Source organism: Mesorhizobium sp. M0077 (assembly GCF_040322955.1).
Classification (GTDB): Bacteria; Pseudomonadota; Alphaproteobacteria; order Rhizobiales; family Rhizobiaceae; genus Mesorhizobium.
The window spans coordinates 184,740-199,111 of sequence record NZ_JAMYUL010000010.1; the positions used below are offsets into that span (position 1 = coordinate 184,740).

Annotated in this window: 12 protein-coding genes; 6 read left to right on the forward strand and 6 right to left on the reverse strand. The window is 64.2% G+C overall.

The genetic code is table 11. The features are described from left to right. Positions 1–48 precede the first annotated feature (48 nt). Positions 49–1,221 carry an MFS transporter gene (locus tag NKJ57_RS20275; protein ID WP_023752656.1) on the forward strand — a complete coding sequence of 391 codons (1,173 nt, stop codon included), beginning with the start codon at positions 49–51 and terminating at the stop codon, positions 1,219–1,221. An 11-nt stretch (positions 1,222–1,232) separates the two neighbouring features. Here the strand turns inward: NKJ57_RS20275 and NKJ57_RS20280 are convergent, their stop codons facing one another. The 4 genes from NKJ57_RS20280 to NKJ57_RS20295 form a co-directional block, all read right to left on the reverse strand. Continuing rightward, the gene (locus tag NKJ57_RS20280; protein WP_352512159.1) at positions 1,233–2,519 is read right to left on the reverse strand and encodes an MFS transporter; all 1,287 of its coding nucleotides are present in this window, start codon (positions 2,517–2,519) and stop codon (positions 1,233–1,235) included. Then, the gene (locus NKJ57_RS20285; RefSeq protein ID WP_352512157.1) at positions 2,516–2,896 is read right to left on the reverse strand and encodes a hypothetical protein; all 381 of its coding nucleotides are present in this window, start codon (positions 2,894–2,896) and stop codon (positions 2,516–2,518) included. Before NKJ57_RS20285 ends, NKJ57_RS20280 begins: the two co-directional genes overlap by 4 nt. An 8-nt stretch (positions 2,897–2,904) precedes the next feature. Then, positions 2,905–5,109 (reverse strand): TonB-dependent receptor, encoded by a 2,205-nt coding sequence (locus NKJ57_RS20290; protein WP_352512156.1) that lies wholly within the window; start codon positions 5,107–5,109, stop codon positions 2,905–2,907. A 280-nt stretch (positions 5,110–5,389) separates the two neighbouring features. Next, a complete protein-coding gene (locus tag NKJ57_RS20295; RefSeq protein ID WP_352512154.1) occupies positions 5,390–7,573 on the reverse strand; it encodes a primosomal protein N' in 2,184 nt (727 codons plus the stop codon). A 90-nt stretch (positions 7,574–7,663) separates the two neighbouring features. Here NKJ57_RS20295 and fsa point away from each other — a divergent pair, with 90 nt between their 5' ends. Continuing rightward, positions 7,664–8,320: a fructose-6-phosphate aldolase gene (gene fsa, locus NKJ57_RS20300; RefSeq protein ID WP_023688874.1), complete on the forward strand. Its 657-nt coding sequence runs from the start codon at positions 7,664–7,666 to the stop codon at positions 8,318–8,320. 89 nt (positions 8,321–8,409) lie between these two features. Here the strand turns inward: fsa and NKJ57_RS20305 are convergent, their stop codons facing one another. Beyond that, positions 8,410–9,006: an LPS assembly lipoprotein LptE gene (locus tag NKJ57_RS20305; protein ID WP_023831794.1), complete on the reverse strand. Its 597-nt coding sequence runs from the start codon at positions 9,004–9,006 to the stop codon at positions 8,410–8,412. Continuing rightward, positions 8,993–11,620: a leucine--tRNA ligase gene (leuS, locus tag NKJ57_RS20310; RefSeq protein ID WP_352512153.1), complete on the reverse strand. Its 2,628-nt coding sequence runs from the start codon at positions 11,618–11,620 to the stop codon at positions 8,993–8,995. Before leuS ends, NKJ57_RS20305 begins: the two co-directional genes overlap by 14 nt. 148 nt (positions 11,621–11,768) lie before the next feature. Here leuS and NKJ57_RS20315 point away from each other — a divergent pair, with 148 nt between their 5' ends. The 4 genes from NKJ57_RS20315 (at position 11,769) to NKJ57_RS20330 (ending at position 14,360) form a co-directional block, all read left to right on the forward strand. Further along, the gene (locus tag NKJ57_RS20315) at positions 11,769–12,431 is read left to right on the forward strand and encodes a YggS family pyridoxal phosphate-dependent enzyme (protein ID WP_023715902.1); all 663 of its coding nucleotides are present in this window, start codon (positions 11,769–11,771) and stop codon (positions 12,429–12,431) included. A gap of 89 nt (positions 12,432–12,520) precedes the next feature. Then, the gene (locus NKJ57_RS20320; protein ID WP_023684084.1) at positions 12,521–12,775 is read left to right on the forward strand and encodes a type II toxin-antitoxin system Phd/YefM family antitoxin; all 255 of its coding nucleotides are present in this window, start codon (positions 12,521–12,523) and stop codon (positions 12,773–12,775) included. Continuing rightward, on the forward strand, positions 12,775–13,176 hold the full coding sequence (locus NKJ57_RS20325) for a type II toxin-antitoxin system VapC family toxin (protein ID WP_352512151.1): 402 nt from the start codon (positions 12,775–12,777) through the stop codon (positions 13,174–13,176). The genes NKJ57_RS20320 and NKJ57_RS20325 overlap by 1 nt, the downstream gene beginning before the upstream one ends. Before the next feature lie 134 nt (positions 13,177–13,310). Continuing rightward, complete coding sequence (locus NKJ57_RS20330; protein ID WP_023668653.1) at positions 13,311–14,360, forward strand: aldo/keto reductase; 1,050 nt, start codon at positions 13,311–13,313, stop codon at positions 14,358–14,360. Positions 14,361–14,372 lie beyond the last annotated feature (12 nt).

Genomic DNA, 14,372 nt, shown 5'->3' on the forward strand with positions numbered 1-14,372 from the left:
GATTATCTGTTCTAAACAAGAAATAAGCTTGGTCTTATGACGACCGGTATGAAAAATCGATCTTCGCTTCTGCGCCGCCTGGCGATCGCGGTCTCGGCAATCGGCTTCGGCCAGTCGGCCTTCGTATCGCTCGTTCCCCTGGTGATGGAGCGGCTGAGGCTCGACACGTTTGCTATCGGCGCGGCAACTGCTGTCGGCGCGGCGGCCTTTCTGGTCGGCTCGCCGCTGTGGGGTCGCATGGGCGAGCGGCTTGGCCATGCCAGGCTGCTGCGCTTGCTCGGCCTCGCCATGCTGGCCGGCCAGACGGTGTTCGCCATTCTGCTGATAGCCGGCATGGGAGCCGCGCTCGGCATCGCTTTGCTGATGCTTTCGCGAACCGTGTACGGTTTTGCCGCGTCCGGCGTCATGCCGACGGCGCAGGTCTGGGCCAGCCGCTCGGTTGCCGATGACAGGCGACAGGCGGCGCTGGGACTGCTTGGAGCCGGCGTCAGCATGGGGCGGCTGGCTGGTGCGCTGGCGGCAACGGCTGCCGTCCTGTCGCCGCTGCTGCCGCCCATCCTGTTCCTGTTCAGCCCGCTGTTGCTGTGGCTCGCGCCGGGCAAAGGGGAAGCCGGCGGACGGAGCGACGGCAAGGCAGCCGACGTCGGCCGTGGAATATCGCCCTTCGATCGCCGCGCTCTGCCTTGCCTGGCGATGGGCTTGTGCCTGACGCTCGGCTTCGGACAGGTGCAGATGATGCTCGGCCCGATGGCCCAGCAGCGTTTTGGCCTTGGTGCGACGCAGGCCACGACGGTGACCGGCCTGGCCCTGATGCTGGTCGCCATCGTCATGGTTTTGGTCCAGGGACTGCTCATGGCGCGCCTGCGGCTGGCGGAGCGCAACAGCGTCGTCGTCGGCTGTCTCATGGTTTGCGTCGGCATGACGGCGCTGGCCGTCACGGCCAGCCATGTTGCCTCGGCAGTGTCTCTGGTGGTGGCGGCGGCCGGCATTGCCCTGGCGACACCCGGCTACACCGCCTGGCTGATGAAGCGCCTGGAGCCCGGCGAGCAGGGCGCGGCGGCCGGCTGGCTCACCAGCACCCATGTGCTCGGCCAGAGCATCGGCGCATTGGCCGGCGGCTTCGCCTTCACGCTCTGGCCTTTTGCGCCACTGGCTGGCTGCGCGGCGTTGGCGCTGGCCGCCGCCTGTCTCGCTGCCATGGTTCGTGAGACCGGGCGTTAGGAAGACCGCGCTCATTCGGCGACCTCCGGCAATGGCGGCATCGGAGTACCCGGTTGGGCTTTTGCGGTATCGGCGAAATGGGCATTCAACATGCGATAGGTCGCCACCACGGCTATGCCCGACAGCACGGTCGCCAGGGTGAACAGCGCGGAGTAGCCGAGCATGTCGGCGAGGCGCCCGGCAAGCATGGAGCCGACGAGGTAGACGATAAGCTGGGCGCAGGACAGGATGGTGAAGTCGGTGCCCGGCTGGTCCGACGACGTCACGGCCATGAACAGGCTGTAGAGCGCCACGATCTCCATGTAGCGCACCAGCGTCTGCAGGAACGAGGCGCCGAAGATCGGCCAGAAGCCGGCGATAGCGCCGAAAGCGTGCAGCGCGAAGATCAGGAAGCAGATGGTTCGCAGCGCGCCGAGCAGGCCGAGCACCGAGGCGGCGCCCCTTTTGTGCAGCAGCCATGCCGCCAGCGCCGAGCCGCCGAGCCCGACGGTGAGCGCGGCGCCGCCCGAGAGATAACCGATGATGTCGAGCGGCACGCCGGCATCGACGAGATAGGAGCCTTCCATCGACTTCACCAGCCCCTCGCTGGCGCGGTAGATGAGCGCGATCCACAGGATCTGGCGTGCCTCGGGCCGGCGCAGGAAACGCAGGATCGAGGGGCGGTCGATGGCCGCCTGCAGCGCGCCGGCGACGGGATCGGTCTCGCGCATGGCGAAGGCAGCAAACAGCGGGATGACGGACAGCGCGGCCACCATGGCCACCATGGTTTGCCAGCCGGCATGATGATAAACCAACAGGCCGAGCGTGCCGCCGAGAACGACGCCGAGCGCGACGGCGCCGCCCTGGATCGCATTGCCGATCGGCCTGTCCTTCGGGTCGAGATATTTGGCCGCGTAGCCGTCGGTGGCGATGTCCTGGGTCGACATCAACAGGCTCACGACAAGGCCGACGGCAAAGATACCGGCGACATCGGTCGGCTCGATCCAAAGCATGGCCGCGATGCCGGCGATGACGCCGATCTGGGTGATGATGACCCAGCCGGCGCGATGGGCGCGGGCCACTGGCCGAAAGTGATCGACCAGCGGCGCCCACAGGAATTTCAGCACCAGCGGCAGCATCAGCAGCGCCATCATGCCGATGGCGGTGCGCGACACGCCTTGCTCGCGCAGGATCGGCGGGATCGTAGCGGCAAACAGATAGCTCGGGATGGCCTGCGCCAGATAAAGGCAGGCGAGAACGACGAAAAGCCGCAGGCGCGAAAGCCCGGCGGGCGCCGGCCGGTCTGTGTCGCCGCTCATTTGAGATAGTCCTTCGGTGCGTAACCGTTCAGGAAGGCGCCGGCCTCCGCCCGGCTGCGGGTGACGAGCACTGGAAAGCCGAACAGGCTTTGCCAGACGCGCTGCATGTTCTCGTCGGCGGCGGTGCGCACCAGTGCGCAGGCGCGACAGATCTTTTCGAGCTGCTCGCGTTCCGCCTTGTACCAGAGGTTTTGCGCCTTGCGCTGGGCGTCGCTCAGCGCGATCTCGATGCCGATATCGACCAGCAGCACGAACGGCTCTAGTTCCTGCGAAAGGCGGCCGAGCGCCTCGATATAGCGCGCGCCATCCGCCGGATCGGCGGGCGCTTCTGCCAGCAGCGAGACCAATGCACCGTTTCGTTGGAGAGACACCGCCATCGCCGCCCTCAGAATGTGATCTGGTAGGACAGAGCGACCGAACGTCCCAGACCCGGAACGTCGGCGCCGCGGGTCGCCGATGCGGAAGGGTTGATGTAGTAGGTGTCGAACACATTGCGCACGGCAAGGTTCAGCACGCTTTCATTGCCGAACGTCTTCGAGACGGCGAGATTGACCAGTGCTGCACCGTCCAGTTCCTGGGTGGCGATGCGGTCGCGTCCGGAAAACAGCTCCAACTCGCTGCGCAGGGTCAGCTCGTTCTCGAAACGGGTGGTGAGATAGACCAGGCCCTTGTAGGTCGAGGGGACACGGTTGTTCGGCAGATACTCGTTCGCTTCGATGTGGCCGTCGCGATCCGCGTCGTATTTGCCTTCGACATAGCCGACCGATCCGCCCAGCGTGAACATGCCGCTGAGGTCTGCCTCGAGATTGGCTTCGACGCCCCAGATACGTTCCTTCTGCTGCGACACCCGGTTGTTGACGATGTCGTAGCTGACGCCGTTGTCCGAGGTCGACAGATAGGTGCTGACGCCGCCGCGATAGTCGCCCCAATCGCCGCGCAGACCGGCTTCCCAGGTGTTCACCAGCTGGGGTTCAGGCGCGATATCGGCATAGCTGATCGCGTAATCCGGCGCGTTGGTGCACGGCAGCAGCGGCCGGATGGCGGTGCCATAGGCGTCGCAGGTTTCGGCGTTGGAGTTCAACCCGGCCCGGCGGGTGAAGCCGCCAATGTCGGTCAGGCTGTAGCCTTGCGAGAAATTGCCGAAAAGCTGCATCCTTTCGGTCAGATCGTAGACGGCGCCGGCGTTGAAGGTGACGGCGTCGTAGTCGAACGAGCCGCCGGTCACCTGGATCGCCGGCAGGCCGATAATGTTCCGGCCTAGCAGAACGGCAGCGGCAGGCCGGGTGAAGTCTTCAACGTTGAGATAAAACTGGTCGTAGCGCGCGCCGCCGCTGATGCGAAAGCGATCCGTCACCGAAATTTCGCCCTGCGCAAACAAGGCAACCGAGTTCTGGGTCGTGGGCGAGATGGCGTCCTGACCGTTGGTCAGGCGCTGATCGGTGGCATCGAAGACGTAGTCGGCGCCCCAGGTCAGCGTGCTGCCCTGAGTGATAAAGTTCATCGGCGTGTTGACGGTCAGGTTGACGCCGCTGCGCCGCGATTGCAGCGCCGTCTGGTTGAAGTCGGCGGTCGGGTCCGTACCCGGCGGCAGGATCACCGGCCGCGTCGGGTTCGTCGGTAAATACACCTGGCTGTTGACGGCCGAGAATTTGGTAAAGGGCGACTGCTTGAAGATGTCGTTGTAGAACGCCTTGACCTCGAGGTTTCCGAGCGCGAAGTCGCTGTCGGTGTATTTGGCGGTCAGATATTTCGAATCTTCCTTCAGCGGCTTGCCTTCATAGGGATCGCCGAAATCCGGGGAGACGGGATTGGTCGTGTAATCGGTGAACCAGTCCGGCTTCTGGTTGGCATAGGTCCAGTCGACGCTGGCCTCGAAGCGCCTGGAATCGAACTGGTAGCCGGCCACGCCGAAGAGATTGCCCGTGCCGGTGCGGTCGCCGCCGCCTTGCCCAAGCATGGCGTCCGAAGCCATCTCGTTGCCGTGGCCGTCATAGGTGCGGCGCGACAGATCACCGGACGCCGAGAAGAAATAGTCGAAATCGCCTTTCTTGCCCTCGACCGAGACTCTGGTGCTTGGCTCGGCCGATTTGCCGGGGTTCTCGGTGAAGGCGGTGACACCGGTGCGCACCGTCACCTTCGGCTTGTCGCTGTCGCCGCGTTTGGTGATGAAGTTGATCGTGCCGCCGGTGGCGCCGGCGCCATAAAGGCTGGAAGCGCCGTTGATGACTTCGATGCGCTCGACCGAATTCAGGTCGATCATCGACAGGATGCGTGACACGTCCCGCAGCGGCGTGTTGCGTGGCACACCGTCGACCATGATCAGCACGCTGCGGCCGCGGAAGGTTTCCGAGGCGCCCGAAATGGTCTGGTTGCGTGGCGCGTAGCCGGGGACGATGCGGCTGATCAGGGTCGCGGCGTCGATGTTTTCCTGCGCGGCTTCCTCGACCTGTTGCCGTTCCACGACCTGAACGGACTGGGCAACGCTGGAAATGGACCTTTCATTGCGGCCGGTGACCAGGATCTGATCGAGCACGGTGGCTCCCTGCTGGTCCGTCGGAGCGGCTTCCTGGGCAAATGCCGCGCCTGCCATAATCGACGAACCCAAAGCCGATGACCAAAGAAGCGTACTGAAAAATCTGCGCATGCTGTCCCCATCCATGCCCTGGTCCCCAGCGCCAGAGCGGAAAGGCCCAGTTATAATTCATGATAAAACGAGTCAACATTTATTTTGTGGCTTTTCAAATCAGGATTAGTCAGCGAACGGATGGGAGCCGGGTACATGAACGGCGCGCATTTTAGCCGGCACTAAGATGCTGAGTTTTCTTGACAAACGGCTTACGGGCGGCCGGCGGCGGCGTCAGCCTTTGTGCTTACAAGAAGCTCTGCGGATCGATGTCGACCTGCACGCGGACCGAGCCGCGCTGCTTCGGCCCTTCGGCCAGCATGGTGCGGATGAAGCCTTGGATGTCGGCGCGCTTTTCACCCTGGATCAGCAAACGGAAACGATGGCGCCCACCGAGCAGCGACAGCGGCGCCTCGGCCGGACCGAGCACGAACAGGTCGCTGGCCTGGGGTGCTGCACGGCGCAGGCCGCGCGCGTGGCCTTCGGCCTCGGCCCGCGTCACCGCACTGACGATGACGCCGGCAAGCCTGCCGAAGGGTGGCAGGGCTGCCCGTTCGCGCTCAGTGATCTCGCGTTCGTAAAAGGCCTCGGCATCGCCCGAGACGATCGCCCGCATCACCGGATGGTCCGGCTGGAAAGTCTGCAGCAGGCCGAGGCTTTTCTTGCCGGTGCGGCCGGCGCGGCCGGTCACCTGGCTGAGCAACTGGAAGGTGCGCTCAGCGGCGCGCGGATCGCCATTGGCGAGGCCGAGATCGGCATCGACGACACCGACCAGCGTCATGTTGGGAAAGTTATGGCCCTTGGCGACCAGCTGCGTGCCGATGACGATGTCGGCCTCGCCATTGGCAATGGCCTCGAGCTCCAGCCGCAGCCGGCGCACTCCACCCATCAAATCGGATGACAGGACGATCGTGCGCGCGTCGGGGAAATGCGCCACGACTTCTTCAGCTATCCGCTCGACGCCAGGCCCGCAGGCGACCAGATGGTCGAGCGTGCCGCATTCCGGACAGGCCTCCGGCCGCTTCTCATTGTGCCCGCAATGATGGCAGACGAGTTGGCCGCGAAAGCGGTGCTCGACCAGCCAGGCCGAACAGACCGGGCAGCCGAAGCGGTGGCCGCAGACACGGCACAGCGTCAGCGGCGCGTAGCCGCGCCGGTTGAGGAACAGCAGCGACTGTTCCTTCTTCTCCAGCGTACGTTGCATCTCACCGATCAGCAGCGGCGACAGAAACCCCCCGCGCGCCGGCGGCGCGCGCCGCATGTCGATCGTCTTGAGATCGGGAAGCGCGGCTTCGGCAAAGCGCGCCGACAGCACCGCCCTGCTGTAGCGGCCCTGCTGCGCATTGACCCGGCTTTCGACCGATGGCGTCGCCGACGCCAGCACCACCGGGAAGCCGCTGATATGGCCGCGCACCACCGCCATGTCGCGGGCATTGTAGAAGACACGGTCCTCCTGCTTGTAGGCGGGGTCGTGTTCCTCGTCGACGACGATCAGCCCGAGCTCGCGGAACGGCAGGAACAGCGCCGAGCGTGCGCCGGCGACGACGCGCACGCCGCCTTCCGCCACCTGTCGCCAGACCTTTTCGCGCATTCGGGGCGGCAGGTCGGAATGCCATTCCGCCGGCTTGGCGCCGAAGCGCTGCTGAAAGCGTTCGAGGAAGGCATGCGTCAGCGCGATCTCCGGCAAAAGGATCAAAACCTGCTTGCCCTGGTCGAGGGCTGCCGCCACCGCCTCGAAATAAACTTCCGTCTTGCCTGAACCGGTGACGCCGTCGAGCAGCGTGACGTTGAAAGCAGCGGCCGTGACATTGGCGCGCAGCATGGCGGCCGCGTCTGCCTGGTCCGGCATCAGCTCCGGCATGGCGTAGGAGGGATCGGGCGCGGCGACCACCGGTCGAGGCGGGATCATCACCGTCTCGAACACGCCTTGCGCCTTGAGCCCCTCGACCACCGTCGACGACACGCCCGCCGCGTGCGCCAGGCCGGATCGCGTCCAGGCAAGCCCCCCTTCCGCCGTCTCCAGCACGCGCGTCCTGGCATCCGTCATCCGGTCGGGCATGACGAGGGTCCGCTGCAGGCCCTCGATCCATGGTTCGGGATCGAACGCCTCCGGCGCGCGCAACAGCATGCGCGCCACCATGCCGGGCGGCGACAGCGTGTACTGCGCCACCCAGTCGACAAAGCGGCGCATGCCGCGGTCGATCGGCGGGCAGTCGAAGACCTGCTCGATCGGCCGCAATTTCCTGGCGTCGACCTGTTCGGTCACGCCATCCCAGACGATGCCGGCAACCTGGCGCGGTCCCAGCGGCACGCGCACGATCGAGCCCGGCACCACGCGCATGCCGGCAGGCACAGCGTAGGTGTAGGGCCGTTCGGCCGGCATCGGCACCAGCACCGGCGCGGCTGCGACAAAGGGCGAATCTTCGATCATCGGGCGTGACCTTGCCCCGACTTTGGTCTAGATCAAAGGGCAACCCGGAATGTGCATGGCATGCACATGGAAATCTTTCAGGAGACCCCCATGAAATTTTTTGTCGACACCGCTGACATCAAGGACATCAAGGAACTGAACGACCTGGGGCTGCTCGACGGCGTGACCACCAATCCCTCGCTGATCCTGAAATCCGGCGGCAAGATCGCCGAGGTCACCAAGCAGATCTGCGACATCGTCAAGGGCCCGGTTTCGGCCGAGGTTGTTGCGGTCGAATACAAGGACATGATGGCCGAGGCCAACATCCTGGCCAAGATCGCCGACAATGTCTGCATCAAGGTGCCGCTGACGCTCGACGGCCTGCGCGCCTGCAAGACGATCCGCACCGAGATGAACCGCATGGTCAATGTAACGCTGTGCTTCTCGGCCAACCAGGCGCTGCTGGCGGCCAAGGCCGGCGCCTCGTTCATCTCGCCCTTCGTCGGCCGCGTCGACGATACCGGCGCGGACGGCATGGAACTGATCCAGGAGATCCGGCAGATCTACGACAATTACGATTTCGACACCGAGATCCTCGTCGCTTCGGTTCGCACCGTGAACCACGTCAAGCAGGCAGCCCTGATCGGCGCCGATGTCGTTACCGCGCCGGCCGCGACGCTGAAGGCGCTGGTCAAGCACCCGTTGACCGACAAGGGCCTGGATCAGTTCGCAGCCGACTGGGCCAAGACCGGCCAGAAGATCGGCTGAGATCGGGTTCGATACAAACGAAAAAAGGCCGGGAAACCGGCCTTTTTATTGCGGACTGCTAAAGTCGAGTTGGCAAGGCCAGGGAATGCTCAGGCCTTCTTGCCGTGCCTGACCAAGTCCTGGGCGACCGACAGGCTCACCATTTCAGCCAGTTCGCGTGCGGCGCGGTTCTCGGCGTCGAGCTGCGCCCGGTAGGAGGCGAACTCCTGCGTCGGCTTGTCGAAGGATGATGGGATCGACCGTTTGCCGGTTGCGATCACCACGCCGGTCCTGGCATCGGTCAGCACATAGTTTGCGGTCAGCGTCACCGTGCCTGCCGTCGGCTCGTCTTCGTCGGTCTGGATCTGCACCACCGCGGCCGATTCGACCAGTTCGGTGACGCCGAGATCGAGCATGTAGACCGGCGCCGGCGGCTCGCCGGCGCCTTGGCCAAAGGCAAAGATCAGATTGTTGCGGACCTGCTGGGCGTAGCGTGTCTTGACCGGCTTGACCGCGATCGACGCCAGTTCCGCCGAAGCGCTGACCGTGGAGCCGGCGCTCAGCGGCGCGCTGGAATAGAGCGGCCTCACCGTGCAGGCCGAAACCAGCGCCACCGAGGCGACCATGCCGTACAGCGCTGCGCGGCGCAGCAATAGCGTCGTCTTTTCCAGATCAGGCCCCATCCTTCTGAAGTCAAGCAACGACATTGACGATCCTCTGCGGCACGATGATCACCTTGCGGGGCGCCTTACCTTCCAGCGCTTTCTGCACGAAGTCGAGAGCCAGAACCGCTTTTTCGACCGCACCTTGGTCCGCGTCGCGGGCAATTGTCAAATCGCCGCGCTTCTTGCCGTTGACCTGAACCGGGAGCACGATCTCGTTGTCGACCACCAGTGCCGGATCGTAGACCGGCCAAGGCCGTTCGGCGACCAGATCGGTGCCGCCGAGCGTGTGCCAGCACTCTTCGGCCAGATGCGGCATGACCGGCGCGACCACATGCACAAGGATCTCCACCGCCTCGCGGCAGGCGCCTTTCAGAGCCGCGTCGGCCTTGCCCTCGGCGACGTCGTTGAGCGGCGTGGTCAAGGCATTGGCCAGCTCGTAGATGCGGGCAATGGCACGGTTGAAGCCGAGCTTCTCGATATCCTCGCCGATGGCCTTCAGGATCTTGTGCGCGGCCTTGGAAACGGCGCCGGCCTCGCCCTCCTGCGCCGGCTGCGGCTTGACGCCGTCGAGCGTCTCGGCGGCGATCGACACCAGGCGCCAGACGCGCTGGATGAAGCGATGTGCGCCGGCGGCGCCATCGTCCGTCCATTCGACGTCGCGCTCGGGCGGCGAATCCGACAGCATGAACCAGCGTGCGGTGTCGGCGCCGTAGCCATCGGTGATGTCTTCCGGGCTCACCGTATTCTTCTTCGACTTCGACATCTTTTCGAGCGAGCCGATCGCCGCCTCTTCGCCGGTGGCGATCTCGATGGCGCGGCGCTTGCCGCCGACATCCTCGATCCTGACCTCAGCCGGCGACAGCCAGCGGCCATTGTTCGACGCACCGCCGACGCGGTAGGTCTCATGCACCACCATGCCTTGCGTGAACAGGCCCTTGAACGGCTCGGCCAGGTCGAGATGCCCGGTCGCGCGCATGGCGCGGGTGAAGAAGCGCGAATAGAGCAGATGGAGGATCGCGTGCTCGATGCCGCCAATATACTGGTCGACGGCCAGCCAGTCATCGGCAGCCTTCGGCTCCGTCGGCTCGTTGGCCCAGGGCGCTGTAAAGCGCGCGAAATACCAGGACGAATCGACGAACGTGTCCATCGTGTCGGTCTCGCGGCGCGCATCCTTGCCGCATTTCGGGCACTTCACATGCCGCCAGGTCGGGTGGCGGTCGAGCGGATTGCCGGGACGGTCGAACTCGATGTCGTCGGGCAGCTTGACGGGCAGGTCGGCCTTCGGCACCGGCACGACGCCGCAATCCTCGCAATGGATCATCGGGATCGGGCAGCCCCAGTAGCGCTGACGTGAAATGCCCCAGTCGCGCAAGCGGAAGTTCACCTTGCGCTCCGCCATTGGCCGCCCGCCTATGGTCTTCTGCTCCAGGAGCTTTGCCACCTCGTCGAACGCCTGCTCCGGCTTCATGCCGTCGAGGAAACGCGAATTGATCATCACGCCGTCATCGACATAGGCCTCTTCCGTGACCTGGAAGGTCTTGGCGTCGGCATCCTCCGGCATCACCACCGGGATCACCGGCAGGCCGTATCTGTTGGCGAAATCGAGGTCGCGCTGGTCGCCCGACGGGCAGCCGAATATGGCGCCGGTGCCGTATTCCATCAAAACGAAATTCGCGACATAGACCGGCAACGTCCACGAGTCGTCGAACGGATGCACGACGCGGATGCCGGTGTCGAAACCTTTCTTCTCGGCCGTCTCCAGTGCGGCCACCGACGTGCCCATATGCCTGATTTCGTCGATGAACTTGGCCAGATCGAGATTGGTCTCGGCGGCCTTCCTGGCCAGCGGATGGTCGGCGGCAACCGCCATGAACGACGCGCCGAAAATGGTGTCGGGCCTGGTCGTGTAGACCTCCAGTTCCTTCGCATCGCCAACCGGAGCGGCCAGCGACCAGCGGATCAGCAGCCCTTCCGAGCGGCCGATCCAGTTCTGCTGCATCAGCTTGACCTTTTCCGGCCACTCGCCGAGACCATTCAGCGAGTCCAGCAGGTCCTGCGCGTAGTCGGTGATCTTGAAGAACCACTGCGTCAGCTCGCGCTGTTCGACCAGCGCGCCCGAGCGCCAGCCACGGCCGTCGATGACCTGCTCGTTGGCGAGCACCGTCATGTCCTCCGGGTCCCAGTTGACCTTGGAGGATTTGCGCGTCACCAGCCCCTTTTCGACGAAATCGAGGAACAGCATCTGCTGGCGGTGGTAATAGTCGACGTCGCAGGTGGCGAACTCACGCGCCCAGTCCAGCGACAGGCCCATCATCTTGAGCTGCTCGCGCATGGCGGCGATGTTGGCGTAGGTCCATTCCTTGGGATGGACCTTGTTCTGCATCGCCGCGTTTTCGGCCGGCATGCCGAAAGCGTCCCAGCCCATCGGGTGCAGCACGTTGAAGCCCTTGGCCCGCTTGTAGCGCGCCACCACATCGCCCATCGTGTAGTTGCGGGTGTGGCCGATATGGATCTTCCCCGAGGGATAGGGGAACATCTCCAGCACGTAGTATTTCGGCCTTGGATCGTTGTTATGCGCTTCGAACAGCTTCTTTTCGGCCCAGGCCTTCTGCCATTTGGGCTCTGACGCGCGCGGATTGTATCGTTCGGTTGCCATCGGATGATTTTCACTTAAAAGCAGGCGCAGACCGCCGGACAAGGCCCGGTGGCCAAGGTAAATGTCGTCGCGGTGTTCACCATGGATTGCCGGACCCGTCAACTGCGGCGAGCCGGCCAAGACGATTAAAGACAGGCAGGATATGGACATGGCCAGCGCCGTCGAACAGTTTTTCGCCGTCAAGACGAGGATCGCTGCCGCCGAGCGCGAGGCCGGCCGCGACGCCGGTTCGGTGACGCTGGTTGCGGTGTCGAAGACTTTTGAGACCGACGTCATCCGCCCGGTCATCGAGGCTGGCCAGCGCGTCTTCGGCGAAAACCGCGTGCAGGAAGCGCAAGGCAAATGGCCGGCCTTGAAAGCGGAATTCCCTAATATCGAACTGCATCTGATCGGCCCGCTGCAGTCGAACAAGGCGAGGGAAGCCGTCGCTCTCGCCGACGTCATCGAGACCGTCGACCGCGAAAAGCTCGCCGCCGAACTCGCCAAGGAAATCGTGCGCCAGGGCCGCACGCCGAAACTCTACGTCCAGGTCAATACCGGCTCGGAGCCGCAAAAGGCCGGCATCGAGCCGGGCGACGCCGTTGCCTTCGTCGCCCGCTGCCGCGATGTCCATGGCCTCGCCATCGAAGGCCTGATGTGCATCCCGCCGGCCGACGAAAACCCCGGCCCGCATTTCGCCCTGCTGGAAAAGCTCGGCAAGGAGGCCGGGGTCGCAAAACTGTCGATGGGCATGTCCGGCGACTTCGAGACCGCCATAGCCTTCGGCGCCACCAGCGTCCGCGTCGGCTCGGCGATTTTCGGCGGCCGATAAACCTCGGTGATCTCGCCGCCCTAACAGTAGCATTGTTGCTGCATCGCTGCAGCGATGCTATATCTAGCCAAGCTAGCTAGGTACCTTCCATGAACTGGCATCTGCAGGACGCAAAAAACAATCTCTCGAAGCTGGTTCAGCAGGCTCGTGAAAAGGGCCCGCAGACCATCACCTTGCGTGGAAAGCCCGCTGCTGTCGTGTTGGCCGCTGAAGAATACGAAAGGCTCGTCGGCTCTAAGCCCTCACTTGCGGAATACCTTCTTTCCGGTCCCGAATGGGACGACGACTTCGTCGAAGAGGTCAATCGCCGCTCCAAGGGGCCCGGCCGAGACGTGGACCTCTGATGTTTCTTCTGGACACGAACATCGTGTCGGATGCGCGAAAGCGAGGGGGGCCAGTGGCGGATTGGATAATCAAGCAAGAGCGCCAGTCTCTGTTTCTAAGCGTCATCACGCTCGGTGAAATCGCACGCGGAATCGAAATGAAGCGGCGAAACGACCCCGACACTGCAAACCATTTAGCAACGTGGTTCCACGGTCTGCGCCACAGCTACGAAAACCGAATTCTCGGCATAGACGAGAACATCGCTGCCCAATGGGGTCGCATCTCCGCGATCCGCACGCGCGGCGACGCAGATGGGCTTATAGCCGCGACGGCGCTCTTCCACGATCTCATACTGGTCACACGCAACGTCGCCGATTTCGACGATACTGCCGTCACAATGTTCAACCCTTGGGAAGCCTGACCCGCCTCTGTTGATCCGGTGTTGGGTCGGCCGCAGGTTGAGCCAGAGCCGGCCCATCATTGTGCCACCACTGGAAACGAAACGCACCGTTCCTATTTGCTTGGCGTCATCACCAATCTGCTGGAGCCGCCACCATGCGCTACAATCAACTCGGAAATACGGGGATGTTCGTCTCCGAACTGTGCCTCGGCACCATGACCTTCGGCGCCGCCGGCGAGAATGCCCAATGGGGCCTGATCGCCAGCCTCGACCAGAAGGGCGTCAACGACATCGTTGCCCGTTCCATCGCCGCCGGCGTCAATTTCTTCGACACGGCCGACGTCTATTCATTCGGCCAGTCCGAACGCCTGCTTGGCCAGTCGCTCAAGGATCTTGGCGTCAAACGCTCGGACGTCGTCATTGCCACCAAGGTGCATGGCGCCATGGGCCAGGGCCCGAACGAGCGCGGCTCTTCGCGCGGCCACATCATGGATTCGGTCGAGGGCAGCCTGGAGCGGCTGCAGCTAGACCATATCGATCTCTACCAGCTGCACGGCACCGACACCGTGACGCCAGTCGACGAGACGCTGCGGGCGCTCGACGATCTCGTTGCCAGCGGTAAGGTCCGCTATGTCGGCGTCTCCAACTGGGCGGCCTGGCGCATCGCCAAGGCGCTGGGCGTTGCCGAGCGCAAGGGATTTTCCCGCTTCGAGACCATCCAGTCCTATTACTCGATCGCCGGCCGCGACCTCGAGCGCGAGATCGTGCCGCTCATCAACGAGGAAAAGCTCGGCCTGATGGTCTGGTCGCCAATGGCCGGCGGCCTGCTGTCGGGCAAATACGGCCCCGGCGCGCCCGGCAATGGCGAAGGCCGCCGCGCCGCCTTCAACTTCCCGCCGGTCGATGAGGACCGCGCCTGGGCGGCCGTCGCCGTGATGCGCGAGATCGCCCAGAAGCACGGCGTCAGCGTCGCCACGGTGGCGCTCGGCTATGTCCTGGCCAAACCTTTCGTCATGAGCGTCATCATCGGCGCCAGCCGCATGGAGCAGCTCGAGCAGAACCTTGCCGCGGCCGAGGTGAAGCTCGACGCCGACGATCTCGCCAGACTGGATGAGGTCAGCGCGCTGCCGGCCGAATATCCCGGCTGGATGCTGGAGCGTCAGGGCGCCGGTCGCCGCCCGGCGCCGTTCACCCCGAAGAAATAGTCACCGCTGTCG